Here is a 17,104-nt window from a genome sequence, read left to right on the forward strand (position 1 = left end):
TTACTAAAGAATTAGATACTTATATCATGACCAAGTACGAAAAAATCAAACAAGACCTTCTTGAGTCTCCTAAAACCTGGCTTGTCACAGGTGTGGCTGGATTTATTGGCTCAAACCTTTTAGAACACCTATTAAAATTAAACCAGACGGTTGTCGGCTTAGATAATTTTGCAACGGGTCATCAATACAACCTTGATGAAGTCAAAGGCGAAGTATCTGATAAGCAATGGGCACGATTTTCTTTTATTGAAGGGGATATTCGTAATTTAGAGACTTGTCGTCAAGCCGTTAAAGGTGTGGATTATGTGCTACATCAAGCTGCATTAGGTTCTGTGCCACGCTCGATTAACGATCCTATTACATCGAATGATGTGAATATTTCAGGTTTTTTGAATATATTGGTTGCAGCGAAGGATGAAAATGTCTCTAGTTTTACTTACGCGGCGTCAAGTTCGACCTATGGTGACCATCCTGCGTTACCTAAAGTCGAAGAGAACATAGGTAATCCACTATCGCCTTATGCTGTTACGAAATATGTAAACGAGCTATATGCTGATGTCTTTGCCAGAACGTATGATTTTAAAACAGTCGGCCTTCGTTATTTTAATGTGTTTGGTAAGCGCCAAGATCCAAATGGCGCATACGCTGCGGTTATTCCTAAGTGGACAGCTGCTTTGATTCAAGGTGAAGAAGTATTCATAAATGGTGACGGTGAAACATCAAGAGATTTTTGCTTTATCGAAAATGTTGTGCAAATGAACATTCTTGCAGCATCTGCATCGAAAGAAGCAAAAAATAATGTATTTAATGTGGCTGTTGGTGATAGAACAACACTTAATACATTATTTAACAGTATCCAAAATGCACTCGAAGGAAATGGGATATCAAACTCCAATGGCCCAATATATAGGGATTTCAGAGGCGGAGATGTACGCCACTCACAGGCAGACATTAAAAAAGCCATAGAGTTACTCGGTTATTCGCCTTCTTATAGAATTTCCATGGGCATTGATAAAGCAATGCCTTGGTATATTGAATTTTTATCGAAGTAGTTAAATTTAATGATGAAAATATTAGTAACCGGTGGTGCTGGATTTATCGGCTCAGCTGTCGTTCGCCACATAATTAAAAATACTCAAGATTCAGTTGTAAACCTCGATAAACTTACCTACGCGGGTAACCTCGAATCGCTCGCTGATGTTTCTGGCGATTCAAGATATGAGTTTTCGCAAACAGATATATGTAACAAAGACTCATTGGAAAAAGTGTTTGATAAATACCAACCGGATGTTGTCATGCATCTAGCGGCAGAGAGCCATGTGGACCGTTCAATTGACGGTCCAAAAGAATTTATTGAAACGAATATCATAGGTACCTACAACTTACTGGAAGTATCAAGAAAATATTGGTCGAATCTCGATGAGGACAAAAAGGCCGTTTTTAAATTTCACCATATCTCGACAGATGAGGTTTACGGTGATTTGGACGGGCCTGAAGATTTATTTACCGAAGATACGGCATATGCGCCAAGTTCCCCATATTCGGCGTCGAAGGCCTCTAGTGATCACTTGGTCAGGGCCTGGCTTAGAACATTTGAGTTGCCGACTGTTGTGACGAACTGCTCCAATAATTATGGTCCTTATCACTTCCCAGAGAAATTAATACCATTAATGATTTTGAATGCTTTGGAAAAGAAGCCTCTTCCAGTCTATGGTGATGGTCAACAGATTAGAGATTGGTTGTATGTTGAAGATCACGCTAAAGCCTTATACCTAGTAGCTACAAAGGGTATCGTCGGTGAAACATATAATATTGGTGGGCATAACGAAAAAGCGAACATCGATGTGGTAAGAACTATCTGCGCGCTAGTTGAGGAATTTGTTCCATTTCAGGAAAACAAAGCTTTGGCCTATTCTGAGCGATTAACATCTTATGCCGACCTAATTACTTATGTAAAAGACAGGCCTGGACATGATTTACGTTATGCAATTGATGCATCAAAGATTGAGAAGGAATTAGGCTGGACACCTGAAGAAACATTTGAATCCGGAATTCGAAAAACGGTTACTTGGTATTTGAATAACAAAGAGTGGTGGCAACACGTACTTGATGGTAGCTATGCGTTGGAGCGTTTAGGAAATAACTAGGAGAAGATATGAGTCATAAAACCAAAGGGATCATATTGGCTGGTGGTTCAGGGACGCGGTTGTACCCAATAACCAAAGGCGTGTCTAAACAATTATTACCCGTATATGATAAGCCAATGATTTACTATCCGTTATCCGTACTTATGTTGGCCGGTATTCGTGAAATATTGATTATTACTTCTCCAGAATATTTAGAAAGCTTTAAAACACTACTCGGAGATGGCAGTCAGTTTGGTATTCAACTGAGTTACGAGATTCAGCCCTCCCCAGATGGATTGGCACAAGCTTTCATCATTGGTGAAAAGTTTATCGGCAATGATAATGTCTGTTTGGTTTTGGGTGACAATATCTATTTTGGTCAGGGGTTTACACCAAAGCTTTTAAAAGCAGCAGGTAAAAGTACTGGAGCTACCGTCTTTGGGTATCAAGTCAAGGATCCAGAAAGGTTCGGTGTCGTTGAATTCGACGAGAGCTATAAAGCCATATCCATAGAAGAGAAACCTCAAAGACCTAAGTCACAGTATGCGGTGACAGGGTTATATTTTTATGATAACAGCGTCGTTGATATAGCTAAAACTATTAAGCCATCTGCTCGTGGTGAATTAGAAATAACATGTGTTAATAATGTTTATTTACAGCGAGGAGATTTAAAAGTTGAATTGCTTGGTCGAGGCTTTGCTTGGTTGGATACGGGAACATACGACAGTTTAATGGATGCAGGTCAATATGTTCAAACGATAGAGCATAGACAAGGTTACAAAATAGCCTGTTTAGAAGAGATTGCGTATAACCAAAATTGGCTTACAGATGAGCAAATTAAAAAGTTTGCAGAGCCCATGATTAAAACTAGTTATGGCCAATATTTATTAGAATTGATCAAATGAATTTAAATAGAATACCATTTCAAAATTTTGAAGACGAAAGAGGATCTTTAGTAATCCTTGAAAGTATGAAAAACACCCCATTTGTGCCTCAGCGAATTTACTTTATTTATAATGTTTCAGCTGAGCAGAGGCGGGGATTTCACGCACATCATAAGCTTCAGCAAATGGCCTTTATATTAAAGGGTGAGTGTAAAATTTTGATGGATGATGGTAGAGAGAAGTCCATTGAAACCTTGAGTGATCCCAAAGAAGGAATGTTAATAGAACCGATGGTTTGGCATGAGATGTATGATTTTTCCGATGATTGCATACTGATGGTATTAGCGGATGAGCATTATGATGAAGGTGATTACATAAGAGATTATCAAGAGTTTTTGCAGGTCGTTAATCATGATTCATAAAATGTCAGATGTTCAAGCAAAAGAGATTGGAGCGAATACAAATATTTGGCAGTTTTGCGTCGTATTACCCGACGCGAAAATCGGAGATGAGTGTAATATTTGTTCTCATTGTCTAATTGAAAATGATGTGGTCATCGGTAATAGGGTGACAGTAAAAAGTGGGGTGCAAATATGGGATGGGATAAGAATTAATGATGATGTTTTTATCGGTCCTAATGTAACTTTTACTAATGATAAAACTCCACGTTCTAAAATATATCCTGACACGTTTTTAACGACAATTATTGAGAAAGGTGCATCCATAGGCGCGAATTCCACAATTCTTCCAGGAGTAAAAATTGGCGAAGGCGCTATGGTTGGAGCTGGATCTGTAGTTACGAGAGACGTATCCCCTCATTCCACAGTTGTAGGAAACCCTGCGAGAGAAATAATCAAATGATACCGTTTTTAGATCTTAAGAAAATAAACCAACAATATTCGCAAGAGTTAAAAGAAGCATGCTCAAGAGTAATTGATTCTGGTTGGTACATCCTTGGAAACGAAGTCAAAGAGTTCGAGAATGAATTTGCAGAATATTGCGGAGCTAAATATTGTTTAGGCGTTGGTAACGGGCTGGATGCTTTGAGCTTAATTATTCGTGGTTACAAAGAATTAGAAGTGATGAGTGACGGAGACGAAGTTATTGTCCCTGCAAATACATATATTGCTACAATTCTTGCTATTTCTGAAAATGGTCTAAGACCAGTATTGGTTGAACCTGATGCCTCAACCTATAACCTCGATCCTGATCTCATTGAAGAAGCTATTACTGAAAAAACTAAAGCGATTTTAACGGTCCACCTTTACGGTCAAGTGACAGGAATGGATGAGATCAATGAGATAGCGCAAAAGTACAATTTAAAGGTGATAGAGGATTGCGCGCAAGCGCATGGTGCTGAATACAAAGGAAAAATGGCAGGAGGGTTGGCGGATGCTGCGGGTTTTAGCTTTTACCCAGGGAAAAATCTTGGAGCTTTAGGTGATGGAGGAGCAGTTACAACTAATGACTCATCTCTTAAAGAAGCAATCTCTGCCTTAAGAAATTACGGCTCCAAGAAGAAATACATCAACGAGTTCAAAGGAGTGAATAGTCGCCTTGATGAAATGCAAGCAGCTATGTTACGTGTCAAGTTAAGATACGTTGACGAAGAAAAAGCTAAGAGACGCGAAATAGCTAGCCTTTACCTATCCAAAATTAAAAATGAACATATTAAGGTACCTTCAGTGTCATACGATAAAGCACATGTATGGCATCTTTTTGTAGTGGAAACCAATTACCGAAAAGAGCTTTTGGAGCACCTCGAGAAAGATAATATTCAATCACTAATTCACTACCCCGTAGCCCCTCATAAACAAAAAGCTTATGAAGAGTGGAATACATACAGTTATCCAATTACTGAGCGTATGCACGACAGCGTGATCAGTTTACCCATTTCTCCAGTGCTGGAAAAGCCTAATGTTCTAGCTGTGATTGATTCAATTAATGCATTCAAAATTTAAATAGAAAAATGGAAAATATTAAACCTAATTTATTTCTCATAGGTGCGGCAAAATCAGGAACCAGCACTATTCATGACTATTTGTCTTTACATGGGAAAATTGCTGGTCACAAAGATAAAGAGCCCCATTACTTTTGTAAAAAAGATATTGAAAGGCACTCGGAATGGGATGGCTATTTAGCTGGATTTGAACCTAAGCAAGATATCGAATATATGTTAGATTCGAGTACAGGCTATTTAAAATTTGAAGGTGCAATTGAGAATATATTAGAAGCCAATAATGAGGCCAAATTTTTGGTTGTTTTGCGTAACCCTGTCGATAGATTGATATCTCATTATCGCTGGCTCCATGGCGTCGGTGTTGAGAAGCTAGAATTTTGGAATGCTATAGAAAGATTTGGCTATGGTGAGCCGTGCTATGGAAAAGCTTTTGGTGGTATTGGTTATAAAAATTATGTTGCTTGGGGGATGTATGGGCAACAATTGACAAGTCTCTTATCAAAAATAGAATCCAAAAATTTACATGTCATGATGTTTGAGGATTTTGTAAAGTACCCAAATCAAACACTAAAAAATCTTTTGGATTTTTTGAATTTAGAACATGATGAAAATATTCTAACCACAAACTTAAAAAGTAATGAAAGTTTGAATCTTAAGCACAAGAAATTATACACTTTTCTTAGAAGTTTAAAGTTTGGAAAAGCCAGAAGGTTTTTACCCACTTCAGTTAAATCTAAGCTCAAAAAGTTAAAAAAGTTAGGAATAATACAAATTACAAAAAGTACAGTAAAAAAACGATTTATTTTAAATGATGATGATAGAGATAAAGTTGTCAATATATATAGAGAGGACATGGAATGTTTAAAGTTAGAGTTAAATAAGTTGGGTATATCACTATCTTGGAAAGAGTTTGATTCTTAATGTCCTCAATCAAAAATAAAGCTGTAAAAGGAGTGTTTTGGAGTTTTATTGATAAAGCTCTTGGTCAAACTGTCACCTTATTGGTTATAGTTGTTCTAGCTAGAGAATTGACGCCTAGTGATTTTGGGTTGGTTGGGATGCTGGCAATATTCATCGCGATAAGTGAAGCTTTCATCAATGGAGGGTTTGTATCAGCTTTAATTCAGAAACAAAATAGAAAGGAGAGGGACTTTTCGACAGTGTTCATATCCAACATTGTTATATCTTGTTTATTATATATACTCCTTTATTTCTTTTCACCTTATATAGCCAGTTTTTACGGGCAACCGCAGTTGACAGAGTTGGCTCGAGTTATATTTTGCTCTTTAATACTTAATGCCCTATACGTAACCAAAGAAACTCGACTTGTAATTGGGCTTAGATTTAAAGTTATTTCTTTAATAAATATAACAAGTCTCATTATTAGCTCAATATGTGCTGTCGCGCTAGCATTCGGTGATTTTGGCGTTTGGGCTTTAGTATTACAGTCAATTATTAGAAGTGCTCTTATGGCTGGAATGTACTTTATAATAGTAAGAGAAAGAGAGAAGTTAGTATTTTCGACAGAGTCTTTTAATACATTGTTTTCATTTGGCTCTAAGATATTAATTCAATCAATAATATCAAAGCTTGTTAATAATCTGTATCCTTTATTTATTGGGCGGGTATTTTCTGCACATGCTGTTGGCAACTTCATGTATGGCCAACGAATTACTAGTATAGTTTCCAATACAATATCTAACATTACTCAGCGAGTGACCTTTCCACTTCTTTCATCAATTCAAGATGAAAGAGACAAGCTACTTTCGGTATACAAAAAAATTATCATGTTAGTAGCTTTCGTCACTTTTCCTGTAATGTGCGGCTTAGCTCTGATAGCGGAGCCATTTGTAAAAGTTTTCTTAACCGAAAAGTGGTTGGAGGCCGTGCCTATAATACAATGGTTATGCTTGGCTACAATGTTGACGCCAATTGGTGTGGCGAATTTAAATATCTTGAATGCAATAGGTAGTTCTGACAGGTTTTTGAAGGCAAGTTTAATTTCTTTGGGGATTGGGTTGCTGATCTTGTTTATTTCTGTAGATTATGGTTTTGAGGCACTGGTTATAGGGAGGTTCATAACAGCTTTGTGCGGTTATTTTGTTAATTCTTATTATCCAGGAGTGCTTTTTGGTTATGGGGCATTTAAACAAATAAGTGACCTCTCACCAATAATAGTAATTACTGCTTTCATGTCCTTTGGAGTTTATTCTGTTCAAATCGAGGATCCTATCTTTGATTTGATATTTTCAATCCTTGTAGGGGCGGGAGTATACATTTCTTTGTCATACTTCGGAAATTTACAGGCGTTTAATGATATAAAGTCTCTTTTCAAAACATCACAGCATAAAAAATAATAACTTAAATTAAGAATTATGAAAGAACAAGGCGCGACGCTAGTCATACTTACTTATAATCATGAAAAATACATTGAAGCTGCTCTGGAAGGCGCATTCTCTCAAACATACTCTCCTTTAGAGATAATTATTTCTGACGACTGCTCTACGGATTCTACGTATGACATCATTCAAAAAGCAGTTTCTAAGTATGATGGAAAGCATAAGGTTATAGTTAATAAAAACGAAAAAAATCAAGGGTTAGCCAACCACGTCAATATTCTTTTTGACATGGCACAATTTGATATCGTTATTACAGCTGCAGGTGATGATATTTCGCTGCCGACAAGGGTTGAACGAAGCGTTGATTTATTTCAAAAGTACACAAATGCGCAAAGCATTAGCTTTGCTCCGATTACTATTGACGAGAAAGGTAACAAAAGTAGCAAAAATGAACCTGTTAACGCAGTTCAATCACCTGAACGTTTTATAACAGTTACAGATTTCCTTTCTGGAACTGAATACAAAGCTAGAGGATATAGTAGAGCATATAGAAAAAATGTTATGGACTTCTTTGGTCCGTTAAATGACAACGTTCCTGCAGAAGATGTAATTCTATCGTTTCGAGCTTTATTGACTGGTGGGGTCGTCGAAAGCTGTGAAAAATTGGTCTGTTATAGGGTGTTAGGTGAATCGTTATCATCTACGATAGGTTTGGACAAGAATATTATATTGTTTAATGAAAAGTATCGTTTGCTAGATATGGTGAAAAACATTCCTGATTCTATGGTTTTAGAGCTCAAGGAAAATTTAATCACAGGGTTTCAAGCTATGTATAAAATACTAAAGTTACATCAATCTAAGTATCCATTAATTTTGTTTATTCTATATATATTACCAGACCCTTTTTTGAAATTGAGTATGAAAAAATCTCTCTTTAAGTCATGTTGTTGGTTAAGCATCCCTCACTTTTTTAAAAAGCGATTTTTTAAAGCGTATAGGTAGTATTTTTAATGCAGAAAATATTAATTGTGGGAGTAAGTTTCAATGACATCGGCGGGGTAGAAATAGCAGCTTTAAATCTATGCACTGCTTTCAGAGCAAGAAAAATAAATTGCAAAATACTCGTAGAAGAAATTAAGAGGGGAAATATCTCATCTAAATTTCCCAATATAGATGTTAATAACTTCTTTGAATTTGTTCCGTTAAGTGAATCTGGCAACTTATATTATCTAAAATACGTTTCTAAATTGTCTAAAAATTCAAATCTTGTAGTGATTGGGTTTTGGAATGTAGTAAACGTTTTGCTTTGTTTTTGTAGGACTTTAAAGCGATTCAAGTTGGTGTGTGTAGAGCATGCCGATTATGAAAATTGTCCTAAAAAATGGTATTTCTTGCGAAAGTTTGCATACAGATTTGCAGATAGAGTTGTCTCCTTGACGAGTTTTGATGCCTGTAAGTATGTCAAATTGAACAAAAACGTTGAAATAATTCCCAATTTTTTCAAGCCTCCTAAGCATTTAATGAGCGAAGAAAAGGACAATACAATATTATTTGTCGGTCATTTAACCAAATTGAAAAGACCTGACTTGCTTATTTCCGCTGCAGCGATTATTTCGAATTTAATTAAAGGTGAATGGAAAATAAAATTTATTGGCGTTGGCAAAGAGCGAGGATCATTAGAAAATCAAATTGTTAGGTCTGGCCTGGCAGAGGATGTTGAGTTTTTAGGCTACGTTTCTGATATGGAAAGTGAATATTCGCGGGCTAGGATCCTAGTCAGTTGTTCAGAATCAGAATGTCTGCCAATGAACATCATCGAAAGCAAGTTTTTTCAGATCGTCCCTGTAGCATCGGAATATAGTCCAGCCGTCTATGATCTAATAACACCATACGAAACAGGAATGATTTTTAAAAAAGGTGATGAAATAGATTTGGCTAAAAAGTTAGCTGCGGTAATTCAAAAGTATGAAAAAAATGAAAAGGATATGCTCGAAAAGATTAGAGTAGATTCCATTAATTTTTCAGAAAGGCTAATTATTAACAAATGGACTAATTTATTGGCTTCTATCTAGTGTTCAATGTTGGATAATCCAAAGGACCTTGAATGCATTGAAATTAGCTACAAGTTATTATTCAGAAAGTGTAATCATTAACAAAGGTTACATTAACACGTTATAGAGTTTATTAAGTGAATAAAATAAAAGTATTAATTGTATCCGGTGGAATGAATGCTGGCGGAGCCGAAAAATGGTTACTCGACTTTAGTAAAAATATCGATAAATCTAGATATGAGATTTCATTCTTATATCATACAGAAGCCCCACAATTATTTGATTCCCAGATTAAACCTCACGTTGCGAAAATTCACAGGTTATCTAACCATAAAAATGTTTTTAGCTATTTATTTAAATTGAAAAGGCTAATAGCCGAAGAAAATTATCAAATCATTCATAGTCATGTGAATCACTATGCTTCAGTATTGCTTGCTCTAAAACTATTAACAGATGTCAAGGTGGTTGTGCATTGTCATAATGATTTGTCAGGAAAAGTTGCAAAATCACCATTATGGAAAAGAGCATATTACTATATTTCCAAGCTGCTTATTACTAAGTTTTCAGATTTTAAAATAGCCGTAAGTGATAAAGCTTCAAACAGTATTTTTTCTTCTGACAAGTGCCTTACTAACGTAAGAAAAGTTTATTGTGGCATAGACTCTAAAAGTATTGATGAAGAGATCGATAAGGAATCAAGCAAAGATGAAATTTATAAAAAGATTGAGGAATGTTTAGTTTCAGAAGTAAAAAAACAACCATTAGTATTTCATATCGGTCGGTTTGTTGAACAAAAAAATCACAAGTTTTTATTTGAAGTAATTAAAGAGGCACAACAGCAAAACATAGATGTGAAGTTTTGTTTGTTTGGAGACGGCCCTTTATTTGAGTATTTTTTGAAAGAAAAGGAAAGACTAAAATTAAAAAATTGTTTTTTGTTTGGAGCAACGAATAACATGTCTACATTGTTGTATAAATACGCATCTTTAATGGTTCTGCCTTCTCTACATGAAGGGCTCCCTATAGTGTTGATGGAATCACAGTATTTGAATGTTCCAACAATTGTTTCAAACAATGTATCGAAAGAAGCTGATTTGGGGCATAGTTTAGTCAAATATTTGGAAATTGATAATGTCGAAAGATGGAGGGAGGCAATCATTTTCGAATTAGACTCATCCCCTAAAATTGAAAATAGGTATAAAAATCAACATTTTGAATCATCTCCATTTAATGTAGAGCACTCTGTTCGTGATGTTTCGCAAATATATAACAAGCTATTAGCTGGAGGTTCTTAATGCATTTACATGTTTCATATTCAAGTGATGAAAATTACGCAGGGTTTATGAGGTGCTCAATATGCTCACTTTTAGATAACAACAAGTCTGTAGAAAACATTACGTTCCATCTATTGTCCAATGGGATATCCGATGATTCTAAAACTTTAATTGATGAGCTTATCACTAGTTATGGTAGAACAGTTGTCTTTTATGAATTTTCGGACATCAGAAAAAGGCTAGGCGATCTTAAGGTCGAAAGTATAGCTCTATCTGCATATAGTAGGTTGTTTCTTCCAGAAGTACTCGATAAGAACATTGAACAAATTATTTATTTAGATTGTGACTCGATTGTAACTGGGCTGTTATCGGAATTGTGGGAAATGCAGTTTGATAATTGCTCTGTTATAGGTGTTGAAGATGTCATACCGAAAAGCTTTAAAAGCAAAGTGGGAATGACAGAAAAACATAAATATATAAATTCGGGAATGATAAAATTAAATCTTATCAAAATACGAAATAGTGATTACAGTTCTCAGGTGACGCATTTGATTGAAACACACATGGGAGAGTTTCCTCACCATGATCAAGGCATTATAAATTTCATATTTAAAGATTCAATTAAAATAATAAAACCGAAATATAATGTCATGACCCCTTTTTTGCTCATGAACGCGAGAGAACTGAAAGAGTTGTATCAATTACAGAACTATTATTCTGAAGAAGATATCGATGATGCTCGATCAAATCCTGTTTTTATTCACTTCACGCAATCATTAATTACGCGTCCTTGGGTAGTTAATTCAACTCATCCATTTAAAGACAAATTCGAGTTTTATTATGAACGTTCTGTCGGAGAGTTAAAGCCTAATATTGATAGCCGTTCATTTAATAACAAGCTGGTTTCAACTCTATTCAAACTGTTTCCATTTAAACTATTCCTAACCGTTGTTAAGCTGATTCGATTAAAAAATGGTTAAATTTTTTGTTTTCGCACTTTTTTTAGTTGTTTTAGTATTGCATCTAGATCGGAATGCTCAGACCAAGGAAAATTTGGTCTGGATAAAGTATATTATTTCAGTACTTTTATGGATGATAATAACTGTAATGGTGGGAGCAAGACCTGAATCTGTAGGTGCAGATACGTGGGTGTATATGTGGAGGTTTGAAACGGAAGTTAGTCAAGGAGTAGGCTTTTGGGAGTTTTTATCTTTATCTAAATATAACCCTTTGTTCAACACCATTACTTGGAGTAGTTTTCAATTAAACCTATCTAGTAGTGGTTACATTTTTATAATTACGCTGCTCATTAGTGGTCTTTTTTTCGTATTTGGTCGCAAGCTCTTCAGAAGATCTGAAAGTATTATTTATTTTGTATTAATGCTTTCTTTCCCTTTCTTTTATTCAGTTACCGGTAATGTCATTCGAGCTGGTCTCGCTATAGGGTGTGCTTTGATTTCCTTTGAGCACTTCAGAAGAGGACAATTGAAGTTGTTTCTGACGTGGGCAACCTTTAGTTTGCTTTTCCACGGTACAGGAATTTTAGCATTCGTACCTCTTATTATTGAGAAATTAAAACTTAAAACTCGCTTGTTAACAGTGCTTTGGTTATCTACGATTTTTATTGGTCATTTTACCTCTTGGTTTAGTTATCTACCCGAATTACCGATGTTTGCATATGAAAAAGCGCATCGTTATCTAATCGCTGGGGAGGAAAACATAGAAAGCACAGGGTTTCGTTTTGATTTTTTGTTATTTAGTCTAATACCAATAATTTTGTATTGGTTTATCCGACAATTTGAGACTGATAGAGCAGAAAAATGGAAGCCTTATTTATATTACTTGCATATTTATATGGTGCTGAATTCGGTTTACAATCTCTTTTCAACAGCCAATTATTCTGATAGGTTCGCACTATCGTCATGGATACTTATTCCGGTTTTGATAAGTTTATATTTTAATAATACTCATCAAAGTCACAGGAAATTGTTAGTCATGCTTTCTGCAGTAACTTTTTTCCTATTCTACCCTAATCGCTATTTTTATATCTAAGAGTCTTAAAGTGAAAGTTTCCTACATAATGTCTGTCTATAACGAATATGAATATATTGTTGCTTCTATAGAATCAATTTTAGGACAGACGTATACCGATATTGAATTGGTACTAGTTGATGATTCTAGTAGTAGTCGCATGAACCAAATATTAAGTATTTATAATAACCATCCCAAGATAAAAATCATTAAAAATGATAGAAATATAGGCTTAACTGCTTCACTAAACAAAGCCTTAAAATTGGCGACCGGGGAATATGTCGCGAGACTTGATGCCGATGATATCTCCTTAGCTAATAGGACCGAATTACAGGTCAATTTTTTAGATTCTAATGTCGAATTTGCAATGGTGGGTGGGGATGCAATTCTCATTGATGAGAATGGAAATGAAATAGGTTACAGAAAGACTGAGAATGATCCGATCAAAATCAAGCAAAAAATATACTTTAAAAACATGTTTATCCATCCGTCAGTAATGATTAGAAGGAAAGTTTTGGAAGAATTTTCCGGTTATAACGAAAGTAAAAAAGTCTCTCAGGACTATGACCTATGGTTTAAGCTATTGAAGAAGTACAATGGGGCTAATCTTGATACGCCTTTGATTAAATATAGGGTACGAGAAGGATCTGTAACAGGGCGTAATAATTTACATCAGCGAATGAATGCTCTTTCGATGATAAGTAATGACTTAATTCGGTTGAAACCAGGGTGGGTAATTCAATCGTATTTTTGGGGATGTGCGAATATCCTAAAGTCTTTGACTAAAATTATTCTTATTAAATTTACGAAATGAAAATATTAATTATTGCTGGAAAAACTCGCTCTTTAGTTAACTTCAGAGGGGATTTGATAAAGGACTTGATTTCTGCAGGTCACGAAGTGTTGGCCATTGCTGGTGATCATGATAAAGATTCAATAATCGATTTAAAAATGATGGGAGTAGAATTTTCGACTTTTCCGGTTAAGAGAAATAGCTTAAATCCTATTTCAGACATAAATATGCTTCTTTTTCTCGTGCGTTTTATAAAAAAGAATAAACCTGAGATGATTTTATCATACACAATAAAACCCGTTATTTGGGGAGGGATTGCAAGTAGGATTTGTAATATTAATAACTTCTACGCCATGATTACCGGTTTAGGTTTTGCGTTTCAATCAGGAGGGATAAAACGGAAAAGCCTAAATTATTTGGTTAAGGTTTTGTATCGTATGGCTCTGGTAAAATCAAAGGGTGTTATATTTCAAAATGACGATAATCAAAGTAAATTTATTGATGAAGGAATTATTCAGAAAAGTCAAAGCTATAGAGTTAACGGTTCAGGTGTGAATACTTCTCACTTCGCAGGTTCAGCGATACCAACAGGCAAAGTGAAATTTTTATCTATTGCTCGTTTATTGAAGGAAAAGGGGTTACGAGAATATTACGAAGCAGCTGCTACTATCAAAAAAAATAATCCAAATTTAGTATTTCAATTATTGGGACCGGAAGATAGTTCTCCGGACTCTATTAAAATAGAAGAAGTGAATAAATGGGTGGAAAGTGGTGTTATTGAATATCTCGGAGAATCAAAAGATGTAAGGCCGTATCTCCAAAACTGTACTGTTTTTGTTTTAGCGTCTTATCATGAAGGAATGCCAAGAACTGTATTGGAAGCCATGAGTACAGGAAGGCCGATAATCACAACTAATGTTGCAGGCTGTAAAGATACTGTAATTAATGGGTTAAACGGATACTTGGTTGATCACAAGAGTGTAGAGCAACTCGCGATATCCATGTCTGACCTAGCTATAAACCGTGAAAATATAGAACGGATGGGGATGCAAAGCAGAATAATGGCGTTAGAAAAGTTCGATGTTGTTAAGGTAAATAAAGAATTATTTAAAATTATGGAGCTTTGATTCTTTTATGAAACGTACTTTTGATTTAATTTTTTCACTTGTTGGGCTCATCTTTTTAGCTCCTGTTTTATTAATTATCGGGATGTTGGTCCGTTTCAATTTGGGTAGCCCTATTCTTTTTAGACAAAAGAGGCCTGGCTTAAATGGTCAAATCTTTGAAATGATAAAATTTAGGACTATGACAGATGAAACAGATGAAAATGGTTGTCTTCTGTCTAATAAATACCGGTTAACTAAATTAGGGCGCTTTCTTAGGAAGTCGAGTATGGATGAGCTTCCCGAGCTTTGGAATGTGTTAAAAGGGCAAATGAGCATAGTAGGTCCTCGGCCATTGAAAGTAGAATATCTGGAACTTTACAATGAACATCAGAAAAAGCGTCACCATGTAAAACCTGGCATTACGGGATGGGCTCAAATAAATGGAAGAAACTCTATTAGTTGGGAGGAAAGATTTGATTTAGATGTTTGGTATGTTGCAAATCAAAGCACCTTATTGGATTTAAAAATACTTATCTTGACTGTCCTTAAAGTTATCAAAAGAGATGGGGTTGAGCATAAAGTAGATGAGGTTGCGGGAAGGTTTAAAGGAAATATAAATAGTGAGTGATTGGTTAGCCAAGGCAAATAATCTTTTACATACATTTGATATAAATGAGGGGGAAATAGGAGGGAGCCATCAAGAAAATATTTTTGTTATTGGTGCTCCTCGATCTGGTACAACTGTCCTTTCACAATATATAGTCTCTTGTTTCGAAGTTGGTTACGTCGATAACCTTATGGCATCTTTTTGGAAAGCTCCGTGCTTTGGTGCGTTACTTTCAAACAAATTAATTACAACCAAATCTTTAAGTGCAGATTCTTGTTTTGGAGCAACTTCAAATATTTCAGATATACATGAATTTGGTGGTTTTTGGAGAGAGTATCTGAATTATAAGGGGATGGAGCAAAGAGTTAATGTTGATATCGATTGGAAACGATTAACAAGCGTACTTGATAACATATCAAAAATTAAAAATAAGCCAATGCTTTATAAAGTTTTTCAACTTTATTGGCATTTATCACAGTTTCATGAAATGAAACCTAAAACTAAATGGATATGGATTGACAGAAACGTTTCAGAAAATGCATTGTCTCTATTAAAATTAAGGAAGAAAATTAAAGGGAATGAGGAGGAGTGGGCTTCCGCCAAGCCGATATTTTCAGATAGTTTTGAAACATCATCGAAGGAAAAGCAAGTGATATCTCAAGTAGTAGGGATAAATCAGTGGATAAAAAATGAATTACACAATATACCTGATGCTCAGTGGATAAAAGTAAATTATGATGAGTTTGTTCATAGACCTATTAAGGAAGGAAAAAGGTTAGCCCATTTCCTTGACTTAGGCTTCGATGAAACAAGGGCAAAGGAGTTTGCTAAAAATCTTTCATATCGCAAGCCAATAGAGGATTTACAGTTGCAAAAAGATATTGAGTCTGTACATGATTTCGCTAAAAAATGGGATGTAAAGAGAGGAAAATGCATAAAGTTATAGGAATCACATCGAAGTCGGGTTGGGATAAATATATCTCAAGAGCATCTCGAGCAGATATTTACCATACTTATGAGTACCATCAGGTTCATGCATCTTTAGATGGTGGAAAGCCTACATTATGGGTTTCTGAAGTGGGGGAACAATTTATAGCGTTGCCTCTATTGGAAAGAAATATACCCCATGTTAAAAGTTTAAAAGATTTCACCTCTGTGTATGGATATCCTGGCCTTATCACAAATACAAATAATACTTCAACTTTTACTAGCCTATTTGATGCCTTGGTAAGAGGTTTAAATAATCAGGGCTACATTTCAATATTTTCCCGAATGAATTCATTTACTGTGCCTGAAGAATATCTAGACCAAGTTTGTACCATACACGGTGAAACTGTCAATGTTGATTTATTAGCCTCTGAAAGTACTCAGACTAAAGCGTATAGAACAAATCATCGTAGAGATATAAAAAAGTTAGAGAGAAATCATTTTGTATGTGAATTTGTTGAAATAAATGACTGTTTGAATGAATTTATCGATGTTTATAACTCAACTATGGCTTCTCTTAAGGCTTCTAATTACTATTTATTCCCTCGAGAATATTATTTAAATTTATTTAGAGCACTAAATAAGCATGTGAAATTAGTGAAGGTACATCTCAATAACGAGGTGGCATGTATGGGGATTTTTTTCTTTTACGAGGGAACTATTCAATACCACCTAGGGGGAACCGCTTCAAATTACTACAAATTCGCGCCGACTAAATTGATGTTTGAATATATTAGGAAATATGGAAACGTTAAAGGATATGAGCGATTTCACCTTGGTGGAGGCTTAGGAGGGGGAAATGATAATTTATTCAATTTCAAAAAAGGTTTTTCAAAAGATATTAAGAAGTTTTATCTATTAAAACAGGTGCTTAATGAAAGAAAATATGAAGAGCTTTCATTGGGAAAAAAATCTGAACACTTTTTCCCTCTTTACAGAGTATAAG

General features: G+C 35.2%; 18 protein-coding genes. All 18 read left to right on the forward strand.

From position 1 onward, the window contains the following. Positions 1–26: 26 nt before the first annotated feature. The 18 genes from HII16_RS09145 to HII16_RS09230 all read left to right on the forward strand — a co-directional run bounded on the left by HII16_RS09145 (position 27) and on the right by HII16_RS09230 (position 17,103). On the forward strand, positions 27–1,052 hold the full coding sequence (locus HII16_RS09145; RefSeq protein ID WP_169129486.1) for an NAD-dependent epimerase/dehydratase family protein: 1,026 nt from the start codon (positions 27–29) through the stop codon (positions 1,050–1,052). Between the two features lie 12 nt (positions 1,053–1,064). Further along, positions 1,065–2,147, forward strand: a complete 1,083-nt coding sequence (gene rfbB, locus HII16_RS09150) for a dTDP-glucose 4,6-dehydratase (RefSeq protein WP_169129759.1) — start codon at positions 1,065–1,067, stop codon at positions 2,145–2,147. An 8-nt stretch (positions 2,148–2,155) separates the two neighbouring features. Beyond that, positions 2,156–3,031: a glucose-1-phosphate thymidylyltransferase RfbA gene (gene rfbA / locus HII16_RS09155; protein WP_169129488.1), complete on the forward strand. Its 876-nt coding sequence runs from the start codon at positions 2,156–2,158 to the stop codon at positions 3,029–3,031. Continuing rightward, positions 3,028–3,432, forward strand: coding sequence for an FdtA/QdtA family cupin domain-containing protein (locus tag HII16_RS09160; protein ID WP_169129490.1), 405 nt, complete (start codon positions 3,028–3,030; stop codon positions 3,430–3,432). Before rfbA ends, HII16_RS09160 begins: the two co-directional genes overlap by 4 nt. Continuing rightward, entirely contained in the window at positions 3,422–3,871 is a 450-nt protein-coding gene (locus HII16_RS09165) for an acyltransferase (RefSeq protein WP_169129492.1), read from the forward strand. The genes HII16_RS09160 and HII16_RS09165 overlap by 11 nt, the downstream gene beginning before the upstream one ends. Next, complete coding sequence (locus tag HII16_RS09170; protein ID WP_169129494.1) at positions 3,868–4,971, forward strand: DegT/DnrJ/EryC1/StrS family aminotransferase; 1,104 nt, start codon at positions 3,868–3,870, stop codon at positions 4,969–4,971. The genes HII16_RS09165 and HII16_RS09170 overlap by 4 nt, the downstream gene beginning before the upstream one ends. A gap of 8 nt (positions 4,972–4,979) precedes the next feature. Further along, complete coding sequence (locus HII16_RS09175) at positions 4,980–5,891, forward strand: sulfotransferase domain-containing protein (protein WP_169129496.1); 912 nt, start codon at positions 4,980–4,982, stop codon at positions 5,889–5,891. Then, entirely contained in the window at positions 5,891–7,327 is a 1,437-nt protein-coding gene (locus tag HII16_RS09180) for a lipopolysaccharide biosynthesis protein (RefSeq protein ID WP_169129498.1), read from the forward strand. Before HII16_RS09175 ends, HII16_RS09180 begins: the two co-directional genes overlap by 1 nt. A gap of 18 nt (positions 7,328–7,345) precedes the next feature. Continuing rightward, positions 7,346–8,311 (forward strand): glycosyltransferase family 2 protein, encoded by a 966-nt coding sequence (locus tag HII16_RS09185; protein ID WP_169129500.1) that lies wholly within the window; start codon positions 7,346–7,348, stop codon positions 8,309–8,311. An 8-nt stretch (positions 8,312–8,319) separates the two neighbouring features. Beyond that, positions 8,320–9,381, forward strand: coding sequence for a glycosyltransferase (locus tag HII16_RS09190; RefSeq protein WP_169129502.1), 1,062 nt, complete (start codon positions 8,320–8,322; stop codon positions 9,379–9,381). Between the two features lie 116 nt (positions 9,382–9,497). Further along, on the forward strand, positions 9,498–10,655 hold the full coding sequence (locus HII16_RS09195) for a glycosyltransferase (RefSeq protein WP_169129504.1): 1,158 nt from the start codon (positions 9,498–9,500) through the stop codon (positions 10,653–10,655). Further along, a complete protein-coding gene (locus tag HII16_RS09200) occupies positions 10,655–11,614 on the forward strand; it encodes a glycosyltransferase family 8 protein (protein ID WP_169129506.1) in 960 nt (319 codons plus the stop codon). Before HII16_RS09195 ends, HII16_RS09200 begins: the two co-directional genes overlap by 1 nt. Further along, positions 11,607–12,686, forward strand: coding sequence for an EpsG family protein (locus HII16_RS09205; protein WP_169129508.1), 1,080 nt, complete (start codon positions 11,607–11,609; stop codon positions 12,684–12,686). The genes HII16_RS09200 and HII16_RS09205 overlap by 8 nt, the downstream gene beginning before the upstream one ends. A 10-nt stretch (positions 12,687–12,696) precedes the next feature. Then, on the forward strand, positions 12,697–13,479 hold the full coding sequence (locus tag HII16_RS09210; RefSeq protein ID WP_169129510.1) for a glycosyltransferase: 783 nt from the start codon (positions 12,697–12,699) through the stop codon (positions 13,477–13,479). After that, the gene (locus tag HII16_RS09215) at positions 13,476–14,585 is read left to right on the forward strand and encodes a glycosyltransferase family 4 protein (RefSeq protein WP_169129512.1); all 1,110 of its coding nucleotides are present in this window, start codon (positions 13,476–13,478) and stop codon (positions 14,583–14,585) included. Before HII16_RS09210 ends, HII16_RS09215 begins: the two co-directional genes overlap by 4 nt. A gap of 7 nt (positions 14,586–14,592) precedes the next feature. Then, the gene (locus HII16_RS09220) at positions 14,593–15,192 is read left to right on the forward strand and encodes a sugar transferase (protein ID WP_169129514.1); all 600 of its coding nucleotides are present in this window, start codon (positions 14,593–14,595) and stop codon (positions 15,190–15,192) included. Then, positions 15,185–16,117: a sulfotransferase gene (locus tag HII16_RS09225; RefSeq protein WP_169129516.1), complete on the forward strand. Its 933-nt coding sequence runs from the start codon at positions 15,185–15,187 to the stop codon at positions 16,115–16,117. The genes HII16_RS09220 and HII16_RS09225 overlap by 8 nt, the downstream gene beginning before the upstream one ends. Then, positions 16,102–17,103 (forward strand): GNAT family N-acetyltransferase, encoded by a 1,002-nt coding sequence (locus HII16_RS09230; protein WP_169129518.1) that lies wholly within the window; start codon positions 16,102–16,104, stop codon positions 17,101–17,103. Before HII16_RS09225 ends, HII16_RS09230 begins: the two co-directional genes overlap by 16 nt. Position 17,104 lies beyond the last annotated feature (1 nt).

This window comes from Thalassotalea sp. Y01 (assembly GCF_012932945.1).
In the GTDB taxonomy this organism is placed as follows: Bacteria; Pseudomonadota; Gammaproteobacteria; order Enterobacterales; family Alteromonadaceae; genus Thalassotalea_A.